This window comes from Staphylococcus aureus, from assembly GCF_001027105.1.
Lineage (GTDB): Bacteria > Bacillota > Bacilli > Staphylococcales > Staphylococcaceae > Staphylococcus > Staphylococcus aureus.
On record NZ_CP011526.1, the window covers coordinates 305,971 to 322,700 of the forward strand.

At 35.1% G+C, this 16,730-nt stretch carries 15 protein-coding genes; 8 read left to right on the forward strand and 7 right to left on the reverse strand.

Annotated features, from left to right (window positions below; all coding sequences use genetic code 11):
• Positions 1-83: 83 nt before the first annotated feature.
• On the reverse strand, positions 84-224 hold the full coding sequence (locus AA076_RS16110; RefSeq protein WP_011446983.1) for a hypothetical protein: 141 nt from the start codon (positions 222-224) through the stop codon (positions 84-86).
• Between AA076_RS16110 and AA076_RS01390 the strand changes: the two genes are divergently transcribed.
• The 4 genes from AA076_RS01390 (at position 175) to AA076_RS01405 (ending at position 4,754) form a co-directional block, all read left to right on the forward strand.
• The gene (locus AA076_RS01390) at positions 175-1,164 is read left to right on the forward strand and encodes a PTS sugar transporter subunit IIC (protein WP_223181135.1); all 990 of its coding nucleotides are present in this window, start codon (positions 175-177) and stop codon (positions 1,162-1,164) included. The two genes, AA076_RS16110 and AA076_RS01390, sit on opposite strands and share 50 nt — an antisense overlap.
• A 342-nt stretch (positions 1,165-1,506) precedes the next feature.
• Positions 1,507-2,625: a carbohydrate kinase gene (locus AA076_RS01395; protein WP_001283977.1), complete on the forward strand. Its 1,119-nt coding sequence runs from the start codon at positions 1,507-1,509 to the stop codon at positions 2,623-2,625.
• On the forward strand, positions 2,600-3,523 hold the full coding sequence (locus AA076_RS01400; RefSeq protein WP_000002068.1) for a pseudouridine-5'-phosphate glycosidase: 924 nt from the start codon (positions 2,600-2,602) through the stop codon (positions 3,521-3,523). Before AA076_RS01395 ends, AA076_RS01400 begins: the two co-directional genes overlap by 26 nt.
• Positions 3,524-3,533: 10 nt before the next feature.
• Entirely contained in the window at positions 3,534-4,754 is a 1,221-nt protein-coding gene (locus AA076_RS01405) for a NupC/NupG family nucleoside CNT transporter (protein WP_001022961.1), read from the forward strand.
• Between the two features lie 104 nt (positions 4,755-4,858).
• Here the strand turns inward: AA076_RS01405 and AA076_RS01410 are convergent, their stop codons facing one another.
• A complete protein-coding gene (locus AA076_RS01410) occupies positions 4,859-6,391 on the reverse strand; it encodes a sodium:solute symporter family protein (RefSeq protein WP_000665736.1) in 1,533 nt (510 codons plus the stop codon).
• 39 nt (positions 6,392-6,430) lie between these two features.
• Complete coding sequence (locus AA076_RS01415; RefSeq protein ID WP_001030738.1) at positions 6,431-7,312, reverse strand: N-acetylneuraminate lyase; 882 nt, start codon at positions 7,310-7,312, stop codon at positions 6,431-6,433.
• A 157-nt stretch (positions 7,313-7,469) separates the two neighbouring features.
• Here AA076_RS01415 and AA076_RS01420 point away from each other — a divergent pair, with 157 nt between their 5' ends.
• The gene (locus tag AA076_RS01420; RefSeq protein WP_000291445.1) at positions 7,470-8,330 is read left to right on the forward strand and encodes an ROK family protein; all 861 of its coding nucleotides are present in this window, start codon (positions 7,470-7,472) and stop codon (positions 8,328-8,330) included.
• Between the two features lie 277 nt (positions 8,331-8,607).
• Here AA076_RS01420 and rpiRa read toward each other — a convergent pair whose 3' ends face one another.
• Positions 8,608-9,408 carry a pentose phosphate pathway transcriptional regulator RpiRA gene (rpiRa, locus tag AA076_RS01425; protein WP_000667382.1) on the reverse strand — a complete coding sequence of 267 codons (801 nt, stop codon included), beginning with the start codon at positions 9,406-9,408 and terminating at the stop codon, positions 8,608-8,610.
• 139 nt (positions 9,409-9,547) lie between these two features.
• Here rpiRa and AA076_RS01430 point away from each other — a divergent pair, with 139 nt between their 5' ends.
• On the forward strand, positions 9,548-10,216 hold the full coding sequence (locus AA076_RS01430) for an N-acetylmannosamine-6-phosphate 2-epimerase (RefSeq protein WP_000936720.1): 669 nt from the start codon (positions 9,548-9,550) through the stop codon (positions 10,214-10,216).
• 126 nt (positions 10,217-10,342) lie between these two features.
• On the opposite strand, the gene AA076_RS01435 is transcribed toward AA076_RS01430, so the two are convergent.
• Entirely contained in the window at positions 10,343-11,656 is a 1,314-nt protein-coding gene (locus AA076_RS01435) for a YjiH family protein (RefSeq protein WP_001077722.1), read from the reverse strand.
• Positions 11,657-12,073: 417 nt separating this feature from the next.
• Here AA076_RS01435 and lip2 point away from each other — a divergent pair, with 417 nt between their 5' ends.
• A complete protein-coding gene (gene lip2, locus AA076_RS01440; protein WP_000943836.1) occupies positions 12,074-14,146 on the forward strand; it encodes a YSIRK domain-containing triacylglycerol lipase Lip2/Geh in 2,073 nt (690 codons plus the stop codon).
• A 241-nt stretch (positions 14,147-14,387) separates the two neighbouring features.
• On the opposite strand, the gene AA076_RS01445 is transcribed toward lip2, so the two are convergent.
• Entirely contained in the window at positions 14,388-15,215 is an 828-nt protein-coding gene (locus tag AA076_RS01445) for an alpha/beta hydrolase (protein ID WP_000136020.1), read from the reverse strand.
• Between the two features lie 72 nt (positions 15,216-15,287).
• Positions 15,288-16,487: an NADH-dependent flavin oxidoreductase gene (locus AA076_RS01450; protein ID WP_000286484.1), complete on the reverse strand. Its 1,200-nt coding sequence runs from the start codon at positions 16,485-16,487 to the stop codon at positions 15,288-15,290.
• A gap of 95 nt (positions 16,488-16,582) precedes the next feature.
• Here AA076_RS01450 and AA076_RS14325 point away from each other — a divergent pair, with 95 nt between their 5' ends.
• The gene (locus tag AA076_RS14325; protein ID WP_001801779.1) at positions 16,583-16,675 is read left to right on the forward strand and encodes a hypothetical protein; all 93 of its coding nucleotides are present in this window, start codon (positions 16,583-16,585) and stop codon (positions 16,673-16,675) included.
• Positions 16,676-16,730: the final 55 nt, after the last annotated feature.

Genomic DNA, 16,730 nt, shown 5'->3' on the forward strand with positions numbered 1-16,730 from the left:
AATAATAATTATTATCGAAAATCAGAAATATTCCGTGAAATATAATATTTTTTGTAGTAAAATGGCCTCTAAGTATTCAATATTTAAATATGGGGATTGAATATAAAATTATCGTAATGGGGGTCAATGGTTATGGATTTATTGATAGGTACTTTATTTTTATTTTTGGTCTTAGTGATTTTTACATTATTTACATATAAAGCGCCTAATGGTATGCGTGCCATGGGAGCATTAGCTAATGCAGCAATCGCAACATTTTTAGTGGAAGCATTTAATAAATATGTTGGTGGCGAAGTATTCGGTATTAAATTTTTAGAAGAGCTAGGAGACGCTGCGGGAGGTCTAGGTGGTGTCGCTGCCGCTGGATTAACAGCATTAGCTATCGGTGTGTCACCAGTATATGCATTAGTTATAGCAGCCGCGTGCGGTGGTATGGATTTATTACCAGGTTTCTTTGCGGGTTATATGATTGGATATGTGATGAAATATACAGAGAAATATGTGCCGGATGGTGTCGACTTAATTGGATCGATTGTCATCTTAGCGCCATTAGCTCGTCTTATTGCAGTATTATTAACGCCAGTAGTGAATAGTACATTGATTCGAATTGGTGATATTATCCAAAGTAGTACGAATACGAATCCAATTATCATGGGTATCATTTTAGGTGGTATTATTACGGTTGTCGGCACAGCGCCATTGAGTTCAATGGCATTGACAGCATTATTAGGTTTAACGGGTGTACCTATGGCTATTGGTGCCATGGCAGCATTTAGTTCGGCATTTATGAATGGGACGCTATTCCATCGCTTAAAATTAGGTGATCGTAAGTCTACGATTGCAGTAAGTATTGAACCTTTATCACAAGCAGATATTGTATCAGCCAATCCAATTCCAATCTATATTACAAATTTCTTTGGTGGTGCGATTGCTGGTTTAATTATTGCTATGTCAGGTTTAATTAACGATGCGACAGGTACAGCTACACCGATTGCAGGATTTTTAGTTATGTTTGGATTTAATCATCCGACGACAATTGTGATTTATGGTGTAGTAATGGCGATTGTAGGTGCGCTTGCAGGTTATCTTGGTTCAATTGTATTTAAAAAATATCCAATTGTTACTAAGCAAGACATGATTAATCGAGGTGCAGTAGACGCATAGCATCATCATATTGAATAGTAAAAACAAATAAAACATAGTAACGTGATTCAGTCGATGTAACAGTCGATAATGAGTCACGTTTTTTTATAGAAAAATACAAGACATAAAAATGTCATAATTTATTGTCGACAAATATCATACTGTATAAACATTTATCATTTTCTCAAGTACCTTTTACACGATGGAATGAACTTACTTTTTACGAAATTATGCGTATTTTATAAACAAATATCATTGATATAACGGTAAATGTAAGCGTTTACAACAGAAATAACAGCATGCTACGATATTTTTGTAAATTCACTGATTCAAGTATTTTAAGTCAATATGAGGAGGGATGTTATGAGCGATTCTGAGAAAGAAATTTTAAAAAGAATTAAAGATAATCCGTTTATTTCACAACGTGAACTTGCTGAGGCAATTGGATTATCTAGACCCAGCGTAGCAAACATTATTTCAGGATTAATACAAAAGGAATATGTTATGGGAAAGGCATATGTTTTAAATGAAGATTATCCTATTGTTTGTATTGGCGCAGCGAATGTAGATCGTAAGTTTTATGTGCATAAAAATTTAGTTGCAGAAACATCAAATCCTGTAACGTCAACACGCTCTATTGGTGGCGTAGCAAGAAATATTGCTGAGAACTTAGGTAGGCTTGGCGAAACGGTCGCTTTTTTATCTGCTAGTGGACAAGATAGTGAATGGGAAATGATTAAACGATTGTCCACACCATTTATGAATTTGGATCATGTTCAACAATTTGAAAATGCGAGTACAGGTTCATATACAGCTTTAATTAGTAAAGAAGGCGACATGACATATGGCTTAGCAGATATGGAAGTGTTTGACTACATTACGCCTGAATTTTTAATTAAGCGTTCACACTTATTGAAAAAGGCTAAGTGCATTATTGTAGATTTGAATTTAGGCAAAGAGGCATTAAACTTCTTATGTGCCTATACCACGAAACATCAAATCAAATTAGTTATCACCACGGTTTCTTCCCCAAAAATGAAAAATATGCCTGATTCATTACATGCTATTGATTGGATTATCACGAATAAAGATGAAACAGAAACATACTTAAATTTAAAAATAGAATCTACTGATGATTTAAAAATAGCTGCTAAACGCTGGAATGATTTAGGTGTTAAAAATGTTATTGTGACAAATGGCGTGAAAGAACTCATTTATCGAAGTGGTGAGGAAGAAATCATTAAGTCAGTTATGCCATCAAATAGTGTGAAAGATGTTACAGGTGCAGGCGATTCATTCTGTGCTGCAGTAGTGTATAGCTGGTTAAATGGGATGTCTACTGAAGATATATTAATTGCTGGTATGGTTAACGCAAAGAAAACGATAGAAACGAAATATACAGTTAGGCAAAACCTAGATCAACAGCAACTTTATCACGATATGGAGGATTATAAAAATGGCAAATTTACAAAAGTATATTGAGTATTCTCGAGAAGTTCAGCAAGCACGGGAGAACAATCAACCGATTGTAGCATTAGAATCAACAATTATTTCGCATGGTATGCCGTACCCACAAAATGTTGAAATGGCAACAACAGTAGAGCAAATTATCAGGAATAATGGTGCCATTCCAGCAACCATAGCCATTATAGATGGCAAAATTAAAATTGGTTTAGAAAGCGAAGATTTAGAAATACTGGCAACTAGTAAAGACGTTGCTAAAGTATCTAGAAGGGATTTAGCAGAAGTTATTGCGATGAAGTGTGTTGGTGCTACTACTGTAGCGACGACGATGATATGTGCTGCAATGGCTGGTATTCAATTTTTTGTTACAGGAGGTATTGGGGGCGTCCATAAAGGTGCAGAACATACGATGGACATTTCAGCAGACTTAGAAGAACTGTCTAAAACAAATGTCACTGTTATCTGTGCAGGTGCCAAATCAATTTTAGACTTACCTAAGACGATGGAGTATTTAGAAACAAAAGGCGTTCCAGTTATTGGATATCAAACGAATGAATTGCCAGCATTCTTCACTCGCGAAAGCGGTGTTAAGTTAACAAGTTCGGTTGAAACGCCAGAACGACTTGCTGACATTCATTTAACAAAACAGCAGTTAAATCTTGAAGGTGGCATTGTTGTTGCTAATCCAATTCCATATGAGCATGCCTTATCAAAAGCATATATTGAGGCAATCATAAATGAAGCTGTTGTTGAAGCGGAAAATCAAGGTATTAAAGGTAAGGACGCCACACCGTTCTTGTTAGGGAAAATTGTAGAAAAAACGAATGGTAAAAGTTTAGCAGCAAATATAAAACTTGTTGAAAACAATGCGGCGTTGGGTGCTAAAATTGCTGTCGCTGTTAATAAATTATTGTAGGTGATGATACATGAATATTTTATTCGCTATCACAGGGATAGCATTTGCACTATTTGTTGCGTTTTTATTCAGTTTTGATCGTAAAAAAATAGACTTCAAAAAGACGTTAATAATGATATTTATTCAAGTGTTGATCGTGTTATTTATGATGAACACAACGATTGGTTTGACAATTTTAACTGCACTAGGTTCATTTTTTGAAGGGCTAATAAATATTAGTAAAGCAGGCATAAATTTTGTTTTTGGAGATATACAAAATAAAAATGGCTTTACGTTCTTTTTAAACGTATTACTGCCATTAGTTTTTATTTCTGTATTAATAGGCATCTTTAATTATATTAAGGTATTACCATTTATTATCAAATATGTAGGTATCGCTATTAATAAAATAACTAGAATGGGGCGCTTAGAAAGTTATTTTGCTATTTCAACAGCAATGTTTGGGCAACCAGAAGTATATTTAACAATAAAAGATATTATTCCAAGATTATCTAGAGCGAAATTATATACAATTGCGACGTCTGGTATGAGTGCTGTTAGTATGGCAATGCTAGGTTCATATATGCAGATGATTGAACCCAAGTTCGTAGTTACAGCAGTAATGTTAAATATTTTTAGTGCGCTTATCATCGCCAGTGTAATCAATCCCTATAAATCTGATGATACTGATGTTGAAATTGATAACTTAACGAAATCCACAGAAACTAAAACATTGAATGGAAAAACAGGAAAACCTAAGAAAGTTGCCTTTTTCCAAATGATTGGTGATAGTGCGATGGATGGGTTTAAAATCGCTGTTGTAGTAGCCGTAATGTTGTTAGCATTTATTTCATTAATGGAAGCAATTAATATCATGTTTGGTAGTGTTGGTTTGAACTTTAAACAGCTTATTGGCTATGTGTTTGCACCAATCGCATTCTTAATGGGGATTCCATGGAGCGAAGCTGTTCCAGCTGGCTCTTTAATGGCGACTAAATTAATTACAAATGAGTTTGTAGCAATGCTTGATTTTAAAAATGTCCTGGGTGATGTATCAGCTCGAACACAAGGTATCATTTCAGTTTACTTAGTAAGCTTCGCTAATTTTGGTACGGTTGGTATCATCGTAGGTTCAATTAAAGGCATTAGTGATAAACAAGGAGAAAAAGTTGCATCCTTTGCAATGAGGTTGCTACTTGGTTCAACTCTAGCTTCAATCATTTCAGGATCAATCATTGGCTTAGTATTGTAAATGAATCGAAGTACCTAAATTAAATTCATGGCAAAGCTAAACCCCGTCACCAAGTTGGCGCAACAGCGCATCATAACTTAGTGACGGGGTTTTATCATAACAATCTACTTTTTCGTAGCCGTTTTTGAAATGTATGTTGATGGTTTATCTTTTTCAAAAATTGTTAATCCCGTTATATCTTTTTTATGTTTTGAAGGGACAATGAAGCTAAGTATATAAGCAAAGACAAAAGCAACTGTAAATGAAATGGTAGATACATAGAAAGGTGAGTTACCTTTGCCAACACCATTATAGACATAAGCAAAGATGATACCCAATATTAATCCACAAATAACACCGAATGTATTCGTACGTTTAGTGAAAATACCAACTGCAAATACACCAGCCAATGGAACGCCGAATAATCCAGTCACAAACAAGAATAAATCCCATAAGTCATTTGAATTAGAAGCAATTAAGTATAGTGACATTCCAAAACCGAAAATACCTGCAATGATAATAATGAAACGTGCAAAGTTAACTTCGTGTCGCTCGCTACCTTTTCCGAAGAAGCGTTGCTTAATGTCGATTGAAATACAAGCAGATATAGAATTTAAACTAGATGAAATGGTAGACTGTGCAGCGGCGAAAATGGCTGCAATAAGTAATCCTGCTACAAATGGTGGCATCTCAGTCAAAATGAAATATGGCACTACAGATGATGTATTGAAGCCTTTTGGTAAAACAGCTTCATGTGTATAAAATGAATACAGCATTGTACCCATACCATAAAATAAGGGTGCTGAAATTAAAGCTAGGATACCATTTGTCCATAACGATTTATTTGTTTCTTTTAAACTATCAGAAGCTTGATAACGCTGCACGACGTCTTGACTCGCTGTGTATTGATACAAGTTGTTGAAAATATTTCCTAGGAAAATAATTGGAATGGCAGCTGCCGCAGTATTTAGTTTCCAATTGTCTGCACTAATTAATTTTTTGTGCTCAATCGCATCTGCAAAGACAGTGCCGAAACCGCCTTTAATGTTCACAACACCTAGAATAATAATAACTAAAGCGCCGCCTAATAAAATGACGCCTTGAATGAAATCACTCCAAACCACACCTTCGAAACCACCTAAAAATGTATATAAAATACATAGTAAACCAACGAGTGATGCAACGATATAAGGGTTCATGTCTGATACAGATGTGATTGCTAATGTTGGTAAGTAGATAACAATTGCAACACGCCCTAAATGGTAAACGACAAATAATAATGAGCCAATGACACGTATGCTAGGGCCAAATCTAGCTTCTAAATATTCATATGCAGATGTTACCTTTAACTTTTTAAAGAAAGGGACATAGAAATAAATAAGTAATGGAATAATTGCGACGATAGCAATGTTACCAGCGATATATGACCAATCTGTTAAAAATGCTTTCTCTGGTGTCGACATAAATGTAATCGCACTTAACGTAGTAGCATAAATTGAAAAGCCAACTACCCAAGATGGCAAGCGACCACTTGCGGTAAAGAAACTATTGGTACTTTGGCTCGCGCGCTTGGTAAAATAAACGCCAATGAACAACATAGCTAGTAGATAAATGATAACGGCAACCCAGTTTAGTGTGCCAAATCCAACTTCTTTCATGGGCAACATCCCCTTTACAATGTATTGATTCTTTGATGTCTATAAATCGTATTTTGCAATGAGTTGATCTAATGTTTGTCGATGTGCTTCGTTAAAAGGTTTGAAAGGTCTTTTCGGTAATCCTGCATCAATGCCACGATGACGTAATATTTCTTTCAATGTTGGATAAATCCCCATTGATAACACTGTTTCGATAATGTCGTTTGAATCATGTTGCAGTTGGTAAGCTTCTTGAATTTGACCTTGTCGTGCTAAGTCGAAGATTTTTCTTGCACGGCGACCATTAACGTTATATGTAGAACCAATTGCACCATCTACGCCAGAAATCGTAGCTTGAACTAACATTTCATCAAAGCCAGATAAGATTAATTTGTCTGGGAATGCTTTTCTAATACGTTCGAGTAGGAAGAAGTTTGGCGCTGTATATTTAACACCAACAATTTTTTCATGATTAAATAGCTCGCTGAATTGTTCAATAGAAATATTCACACCTGTTAAATCTGGTATTGCATAAATAATCATATTGTTCTGAGTTGCTTCGATAATATCGAAATAGTAATCTCTAATTTCTTCAAAAGTAAATGGATAGTAGAATGGTGTTACGGCAGAAAGTGCATCATAACCGAGTTCTGTGGCATATTTTCCAAGTTCAATGGCTTCATTTAAATCTAACGAACCTACTTGAGCAATCAATTTCACTTTATCCCCAACTGCCTCTTTGGCAACCTTGAAAACTTGCTTCTTCTGCTCTGTATTTAATAAAAAGTTTTCGCCTGAGCTACCATTTACATAAAGACCGTCTAATTCTTCAGTTTCAATGGCATTTTGAGCAATTTGTTTAAGTCCTTGTTCATTTACTTGACCATTTTCATCAAAAGGAACGAGTAACGCTGCATATAAACCTTTTAAATCTTTGTTCATTATGAAGTCCCTCCAAAAATCATTTGATAATATAGTTTACAGCTATAATTGTAAACGCTATCATAAAATGTAACAATATCTTTTTGAAAATTGTAGTCATATTTATGTATAATTAATGAAAATGTTTTTCAAAATCAATAGAAATGGAGTGAGTAAGGTGTATTACATCGCAATCGATATTGGAGGCACTCAAATTAAATCGGCAGTTATTGATAAGCAATTGAATATGTTTGACTATCAACAAATATCAACGCCGGACAACAAAAGTGAGCTTATTACTGACAAAGTATATGAGATTGTAACAGGATATATGAAGCAATATCAGTTGATCCAACCTGTCATAGGTATTTCATCAGCAGGCGTTGTTGATGAACAAAAAGGCGAAATTGTATACGCAGGGCCAACCATTCCGAATTATAAAGGTACTAATTTTAAGCGATTATTAAAATCACTGTCTCCTTATGTCAAAGTAAAAAATGATGTAAACGCTGCATTACTAGGCGAATTGAAATTACATCAATATCAAGCAGAACGGATCTTTTGTATGACGCTTGGTACAGGCATTGGGGGTGCGTACAAGAATAATCAAGGTCATATTGATAATGGTGAGCTTCATAAGGCAAATGAAGTTGGGTATTTATTGTATCGTCCAACTGAAAATACAACGTTTGAGCAACGTGCTGCAACGAGTGCATTGAAAAAGCGCATGATTGCCGGAGGATTTACGAGAAGCACACATGTGCCAGTATTGTTTGAAGCAGCTGAAGAAGGTGATGATATTGCAAAACAAATATTGAATGAGTGGGCAGAAGATGTAGCAGAAGGGATTGCCCAAATACAGGTCATGTATGATCCAGGGCTTATATTAATTGGGGGCGGTATATCTGAACAAGGAGATAATCTCATTAAATATATCGAGCCGAAAGTTGCACACTATTTACCAAAAGACTATGTTTATGCACCAATACAAACGACTAAGAGTAAAAATGATGCAGCATTATATGGCTGTTTGCAATGATAGTTGAAAGAAGGAGTCATTCTAAAATAGAATTTGAAACCGTTACGAGAGATGAGAGCTGTTGTTAGTTCCACACATCACACTCTATCTAGGACCAATCTAAACTATATCAACCAACAGTGTGCCACGGGCAAATTAAATTGAAGAAGCTGAGATATTAAAATTTTAGAAAATGTAAAAAAATATTTGGTATTGAAATTAAAAAAGCACCTAGCAACTCGTTGGGACAATCACGATGATTGTCTACAGTTGCAGGTGGATTTGAATATACTACTAGTTATTTGTTGTCTAGGATAATAGATTTAGTATGTTGATAAGTTTGACTCAGATTCGTATTTTCTAATAAATGATAACTCACGATATCGATTAAAAAGAGTGTCGCAATTTGTGTGTTGATAAATTGATGGTCGGTATTACGCGATTGATCCGTTGTTAAAAGTACTAAATCTGCACAATCTGTAAGTTTACTACCTTCAAAATTTGTGATGGCAACGACATATGCACCATGAGATTTGGCGACTTCCGCTGCAGAAATTAATTCCGAAGTATTACCACTATTTGACATAGCAATAAACATATCCGAATGAGATAGTAGGGATGCCGATATTTTCATTAAATGTGAATCGGTAGTAACATTACCTTTTAGCCCCATACGAATCATACGATAATAAAATTCAGTCGCTGATAAACCAGAGCTACCTAGTCCAGCAAAGAGTATATGTCGACTTGATTGAAGTTTGTCGATAAAGGTTTGGATAATGTCGTTATCAATAAATTCACCAGTTTGTTGAATGATTTGTTGATGATATTTATGAATTCTTTGAATAATTGGGCTATTTTCAATAACTGTCTCTGTCATTTCTTGTTGAATATTAAATTTTAAATCTTGGAAATTCTCATAATCCAGCTTATGACTAAAGCGTGTCATCGTTGCTGGTGATGTACCAATCGCATGGGCTAAGGAGTTAATCGTTGAAAAGGCATCGCTATAACCATTTTGTCTTATATAATTGACGATGCGTTTATCAGTTTTTGTAAATAAATGTTGATAACGTTGAACACGATTCTCAAATTTCATTGTGTCACCCCTTCATCTTAATGATTACTATTATATATGAAAAATATTTTCAAGATAGTAAAAAGCATTGATAAAAATTATCTTAATGATATATTGTAAATGACTTTACGTGAAAAAACGACTTATGGAGTGAGGAATAATGTTACCACATGGATTAATAGTATCTTGTCAGGCACTACCAGATGAACCATTGCATTCATCTTTTATTATGTCGAAAATGGCATTAGCTGCGTATGAAGGTGGTGCTGTTGGTATTCGCGCAAATACTAAGGAAGACATTTTAGCAATTAAAGAAACGGTAGATTTACCAGTTATTGGCATTGTGAAACGTGACTATGATCACTCAGATGTTTTCATTACTGCAACGTCAAAAGAAGTTGATGAACTGATAGAAAGCCAATGTGAAGTCATTGCATTGGATGCAACGTTACAGCAACGTCCGAAAGAAACGTTAGACGAATTAGTATCATATATTAGAACACATGCACCGAACGTTGAAATCATGGCTGATATCGCGACCGTTGAAGAAGCTAAAAATGCCGCACGACTTGGCTTTGATTATATTGGCACGACGTTACATGGCTATACTAGTTATACGCAAGGACAATTACTTTATCAAAATGACTTCCAATTTTTAAAAGATGTACTACAAAGTGTTGATGCAAAAGTTATTGCGGAAGGTAATGTCATTACACCGGATATGTATAAACGTGTGATGGACTTAGGCGTTCATTGTTCAGTCGTTGGTGGTGCGATAACACGACCAAAAGAAATTACGAAACGTTTTGTTCAAATTATGGAAGATTAAATGATAACGATAAAAAAACGAGATGACCATCATTAATTAAAGGCACCTAATTATCTTAGGTGGCTGAATGAATGTAATGGGTTCATCTCGTTTTGTTTGTTTATGATAGTGATTTTATTTTCAACTTTATCCAAAAATAAGTAAAGCGACGGGGATGGTGATTAATAGCGACAACGCCACGCGTAAAAACCAAATGATGATGAGTTTCCAGACAGGTATTTTAATTTCAGTTGCTAGTATACATGGCACTAATGCTGAGAAAAAGATAATGGCTGATACGCTTACTACACCGACGACAAATTTAGTACTCATTGCAGCTTTAGTTACTAACAAAGATGGTAGAAACATCTCTACAATAGAAATCGCTGACGCTTTTGCTAGTAAAGCCTGATCAGCAATTGGGAAAATATAAATAAATGGATAGAAGATATAGCCAAGCCAATCAATGAATGGTGTATAGTTCGCTACAATCAGTCCTAAAAAACCAATCGATAATATAGAAGGTAAAATACCAACAGTCATTTCTAAACCGTCTTTCAAATTGTCCCAAACGTTCTTCACGAGAGATGGTGTTAATGCATTTTGTTTCATCGCCTCTGCATATGCAGTTTTCAGTCTGCTTCCTTCAATAGCAACTTCTTGTTCTCCTTCTTGTCCGTTATAATATTCTGTTGATTCATTGCTGATTGGCGGTAGCCATGCAGTAATTGCAGTCACGACAAATGTGATGACTAAAGTTATCCAAAAGTATAAATTCCAATGCGGCATTAATCCTAAAGTTTTAGCAACGATAATCATAAAAGTTGCTGAAACTGTTGAAAAGCCAGTCGCAATAATCGTGGCTTCTCGTTTGTTGTACATCCCTTGCTTATAGACACGATTAGTAATCAATAATCCTAAGGAATAACTGCCGACAAACGAAGCCACTGCATCGACAGCGGATTTTCCTGGTGTTTTAAAAATAGGTCTCATAATAGGCTCCATATAAACACCGACAAATTCTAATAAGCCATAGCCCACTAATAAAGAAAGCGCAATTGCACCTACTGGAATTAAGATACTTAATGGCATCATTAATTTTTCAAACAAAAACGGACCATAGTTAGCTTTAAATAGTATTGATGGACCGATTTTAAATACATACATTATACCGATCATTGCACCTGCAACTTTAAATAATGTAATGACCAAGTTTGTGATTGAAGTCATAAAAGTACGTCTCACTATTGGTAACGCTGTACCAATTAAAATCATAATCAGTGCAACATAGGGCATAAGTGGACCTATGATTGAGCGAATGGCTAGATGAACATGATCGACGAAAATAGTGTTGTTACCATTAATCGTAAAAGGAATAAAGAAACATAGTATGCCCACTAAACTATAGACAAAAAAACGCCATGCACTTGGTTGTTGTGCATTAGAATGATATTGATTCATTAAAGCAACCCCTTTGTTTAAATGAATACACAAAACTGTATGATGCATCTTCCCCTTAATGAGATGAATCATTATTTTAATTTAGAAAAATCTGAAAACTTACTATAATTGTATAGTTTGAATTATTTTCATACCAATACAAATTAACTAATTATATATAGATTGAAACTATATTACTTAATAAAATATTTATCTTAAATGTTGTTGTGTTGATTCAACACCACAACTAAAAGTGTTTATAAATTATTTGGAAATACACATATTTGTAAATGATTAGTATCGATTTAATATCGTATTATTAAATTTTTATTAATTTTGTAGTCTTAATCAAAAAATAATATATGTCATGTTATATTGAAGGTGCAGTTGTTTTTCATTCTCAAGAGGGGGTCAAAAAAATACTTTTGAGGTGATTATATGTTAAGAGGACAAGAAGAAAGAAAGTATAGTATTAGAAAGTATTCAATAGGCGTGGTGTCAGTGTTAGCGGCTACAATGTTTGTTGTGTCATCACATGAAGCACAAGCCTCGGAAAAAACATCAACTAATGCAGCGGCACAAAAAGAAACACTAAATCAACCGGGAGAACAAGGGAATGCGATAACGTCACATCAAATGCAGTCAGGAAAGCAATTAGACGATATGCATAAAGAGAATGGTAAAAGTGGAACAGTGACAGAAGGTAAAGATACGCTTCAATCATCGAAGCATCAATCAACACAAAATAGTAAAACAATCAGAACGCAAAATGATAATCAAGTAAAGCAAGATTCTGAACGACAAGGTTCTAAACAGTCACACCAAAATAATGCGACTAATAATACTGAACGTCAAAATGATCAGGTTCAAAATACCCATCATGCTGAACGTAATGGATCACAATCGACAACGTCACAATCGAATGATGTTGATAAATCACAACCATCCATTCCGGCACAAAAGGTAATACCCAATCATGATAAAGCAGCACCAACTTCAACTACACCCCCGTCTAATGATAAAACTGCACCTAAATCAACAAAAGCACAAGATGCAACCACGGACAAACATCCAAATCAACAAGATACACATCAACCTGCGCATCAAATCATAGATGCAAAGCAAGATGATACTGTTCGCCAAAGTGAACAGAAACCACAAGTTGGCGATTTAAGTAAACATATCGATGGTCAAAATTCCCCAGAGAAACCGACAGATAAAAATACTGATAATAAACAACTAATCAAAGATGCGCTTCAAGCGCCTAAAACACGTTCGACTACAAATGCAGCAGCAGATGCTAAAAAGGTTCGACCACTTAAAGCGAATCAAGTACAACCACTTAACAAATATCCAGTTGTTTTTGTACATGGATTTTTAGGATTAGTAGGCGATAATGCACCTGCTTTATATCCAAATTATTGGGGTGGAAATAAATTTAAAGTTATCGAAGAATTGAGAAAGCAAGGCTATAATGTACATCAAGCAAGTGTAAGTGCATTTGGTAGTAACTATGATCGCGCTGTAGAACTTTATTATTACATTAAAGGTGGTCGCGTAGATTATGGCGCAGCACATGCAGCTAAATACGGACATGAGCGCTATGGTAAGACTTATAAAGGAATCATGCCTAATTGGGAACCTGGTAAAAAGGTACATCTTGTAGGGCATAGTATGGGTGGTCAAACAATTCGTTTAATGGAAGAGTTTTTAAGAAATGGTAACAAAGAAGAAATTGCCTATCATAAAGCGCATGGTGGAGAAATATCACCATTATTCACTGGTGGTCATAACAATATGGTTGCATCAATCACAACATTAGCAACACCACATAATGGTTCACAAGCAGCTGATAAGTTTGGAAATACAGAAGCTGTTAGAAAAATCATGTTCGCTTTAAATCGATTTATGGGTAACAAGTATTCGAATATCGATTTAGGATTAACGCAATGGGGCTTTAAACAATTACCAAATGAGAGTTACATTGACTATATAAAACGCGTTAGTAAAAGCAAAATTTGGACATCAGACGACAATGCTGCCTATGATTTAACGTTAGATGGCTCTGCAAAATTGAACAACATGACAAGTATGAATCCTAATATTACGTATACGACTTATACAGGTGTATCATCTCATACTGGTCCATTAGGTTATGAAAATCCTGATTTAGGTACATTTTTCTTAATGGCTACAACGAGTAGAATTATTGGTCATGATGCAAGAGAAGAATGGCGTAAAAATGATGGTGTCGTACCAGTGATTTCGTCATTACATCCGTCCAATCAACCATTTGTTAATGTTACGAATGATGAACCTGCCACACGCAGAGGTATCTGGCAAGTTAAACCAATCATACAAGGATGGGATCATGTCGATTTTATCGGTGTGGACTTCCTGGATTTCAAACGTAAAGGTGCAGAACTTGCCAACTTCTATACAGGTATTATAAATGACTTGTTGCGTGTTGAAGCGACTGAAAGTAAAGGAACACAATTGAAAGCAAGTTAAATTCATCTTCTGAATTTAATATGCTATGTAAATCGTGCTGTTATCATGGCACATCAGATATAAGTAGCATCACAGTGTTGAATTTAAAAATAGTAAAGTGAAATAAAGCGCCTGTCTCATTAGCGAAAACTAAAGGGACAGGCGTATCTGTTTATGAGCTTAATAAATTGTATGAATAATATGGTTGATCGAATAACTGTTTATCATGATGATAAATTGAGTTTTTTAAAATAATGATATATTACATCATTGTTATAGCGTTTAAGAAATCAACAACTTTACGATAAATAGTGATTGCTTCGTCATTAGGTCTACGATCAAAATCATGCTCGTTTTTATTCACGCGTTCAAATGTTGAATGTGGAACATGATTCATGATATGTTCGCTTTCCTCAACGGGAACATCATAATCGCCATTACAATGCGCAATGAAAACAGGTGGAAGTGTTTTAAGTTCATCTGGTGCAATATTATATTTTGAATTAGTATAATCAGCAATGTTAATCATATTTATCCATTTACCTGTGCCACGTGCATAAACGTAGATTAAAAAACGTTGTGCGATTTGATCTTGAACAACCGGTGTTGGTGAAGTGAGTTGTGCAATCATTGTTTCGTTTACGCTTTGAGCTATTTTTGCGTAATAACTATTAGTTGTTTTAAAAGGTTCAGTGTTGATGCGACTATAACCATAAAAATCAATAACACCATCAATATCTCTGTCTCGTGCAATTAATAGACTTAAATATGCACCTGATGATCTGCCAAAGGTAAAAATAGGGCAATTAGAATATTGTGATTGAATCGCATCGAATGATGCGTAGACATCCTCAATAATGCAATCGAGACTTACTTCTGGTAATAAACGATAACTTAGTTGAATTAAATCGTAATGTTCCGTAAGGATATCGATATACTGTGGGGATAAATCGTTAGCTTTACCGAACATTAATCCACCACCGTGGATGTAGACAATAGCGCCTTTTGTTGGTTGATTTTTTGCTTTAATAATTGTGTAAGGTAATGCAAATGCATCTTTAGTAATTACTTTATCTTTAATTTCAGTCACGATTTAATAGGCTCCTTATTTTTGATATTGATGTCATTATAACACTGTCTTAAATTTCCATGAAAAATAGTCTTAAGACGATGAGTCATGATAATTCTGTTCCAATTGACGTAAAGCGTCACGGGTATGCTTCTTTAGACCTTCCCCATAATCCATCATTTTAACAATATCTTTAAAAGCAGCATGTGGAATGGCTAAATCTTCTAAATCTGCCATAGAAAATTCAAGATTGATATCATGTGGTCGCTGTTCAGCAAGTTTATGCACAAAGTCAGGTTCTGTGACAAAAGGCGAAGACATGCCGACCATATCTGCATGTTGTAAAGCATCTAAAGCAGACTCTGGAGAATTAATCCCGCCACTTGCAATTAAAGGGATACGACCTGCTAAATGTTCATAGACAATTTGGTTAACTGGTCGACCGAAATGATCACCTGGTGTACGAGACGTATTTTGATAAATATGTCGACCCCAGCTAGCGATTGCTAAGTATTGGATGTTTGAAACGTCCATGACCCAATTGATTAATTGGTTGAACTCGTCAATGGTATATCCTAAATCACTGCCTCTGGTTTCTTCTGGCGTTGCTCGAAATCCTAAAATAAAATTGTCAGGTGCTTCTTTATCAATCACTTCTTGTACCGCACGCATAACTTCTAAACATAATCTTGCACGATTTTTTAATGAGTCGGCACCGTAATGGTCTGTACGTTTATTCGAAAAAGTTGAGAAAAATGTTTGAATCAGCAAACGTTGTGCAATCGAAATTTCCACACCATCAAAACCTGCTTTAATCGCGCGTAATGTAGCATCGCGATACTGCTGAATGATGCTATTGATTTTCTCATGAGACATGGCGATAACATCGTGTTCAATCGGTGAATGCAATGTCATAGGGCTTGGTCCATACACCTTTCCAAAATTTAAAATGGCTTGATTTGAAAAACGACCAGCATGCGCTAGCTGGATAATAGCGAGGCTACCATGTTGTTTCATCGTAGATGCCATGTTAGTTAATCCAGGGATACAAGCATCATGATCAATATTAAAGCCATATTCAAACAATTGACCATAAGGTTCAATGTAAGCAGCGCCGGTGACTTGCATTCCAGCTGAATTAGAGCGACGTGCAGCATAAGCCAAGTCTTCTTTTGTAATATAGCCTTCTTTTGTTGATGTGTTTACGGTCATTGGTGATAATACAAAGCGATTCGAAATTTTGATGCCATTAGGTAAGTGGATTGATTGTAAAAGTGGTTTGTATCGGTACATACTATGATTCCTTTTCTATTCAATATTGTTTTCAAAGTACCATGGAAAGAATGAATAATCAATGATGAACAGTCTTGATAGAATAGAATTGGTACATGGAAAGTATTTTTAAAATTAAACTAATGAATGGCATTTGTAGGTCTGAAAATATGAATATGAAAAAGAAAAATAAAGGCGAAAAGATATAAAAGTTAATTGAAAAACGTTATCATATACGTGGGTATATGAAGAGGGAATGGTATT

Bases quoted from the DNA above. Each gene is read 5' to 3' on its own strand.
- AA076_RS01410 (WP_000665736.1), bottom strand. From the start codon at position 6,391: ATGAAAGAAGTTGGATTTGGCACACTAAACTGGGTTGCCGTTATCATT.
- AA076_RS01430 (WP_000936720.1), top strand. From the start codon at position 9,548: ATGTTACCACATGGATTAATAGTATCTTGTCAGGCACTACCAGATGAA.
- AA076_RS01400 (WP_000002068.1), top strand. From the start codon at position 2,600: ATGGCAAATTTACAAAAGTATATTGAGTATTCTCGAGAAGTTCAGCAA.
- AA076_RS16110 (WP_011446983.1), bottom strand. From the start codon at position 224: ATGGCACGCATACCATTAGGCGCTTTATATGTAAATAATGTAAAAATC.
- AA076_RS01435 (WP_001077722.1), bottom strand. From the start codon at position 11,656: ATGAATCAATATCATTCTAATGCACAACAACCAAGTGCATGGCGTTTT.
- lip2 (WP_000943836.1), top strand. From the start codon at position 12,074: ATGTTAAGAGGACAAGAAGAAAGAAAGTATAGTATTAGAAAGTATTCA.
- rpiRa (WP_000667382.1), bottom strand. From the start codon at position 9,408: ATGAAATTTGAGAATCGTGTTCAACGTTATCAACATTTATTTACAAAA.
- AA076_RS01415 (WP_001030738.1), bottom strand. From the start codon at position 7,312: ATGAACAAAGATTTAAAAGGTTTATATGCAGCGTTACTCGTTCCTTTT.
- AA076_RS14325 (WP_001801779.1), top strand. From the start codon at position 16,583: ATGGAAAGTATTTTTAAAATTAAACTAATGAATGGCATTTGTAGGTCT.
- AA076_RS01395 (WP_001283977.1), top strand. From the start codon at position 1,507: ATGAGCGATTCTGAGAAAGAAATTTTAAAAAGAATTAAAGATAATCCG.
- AA076_RS01405 (WP_001022961.1), top strand. From the start codon at position 3,534: ATGAATATTTTATTCGCTATCACAGGGATAGCATTTGCACTATTTGTT.
- AA076_RS01450 (WP_000286484.1), bottom strand. From the start codon at position 16,487: ATGTACCGATACAAACCACTTTTACAATCAATCCACTTACCTAATGGC.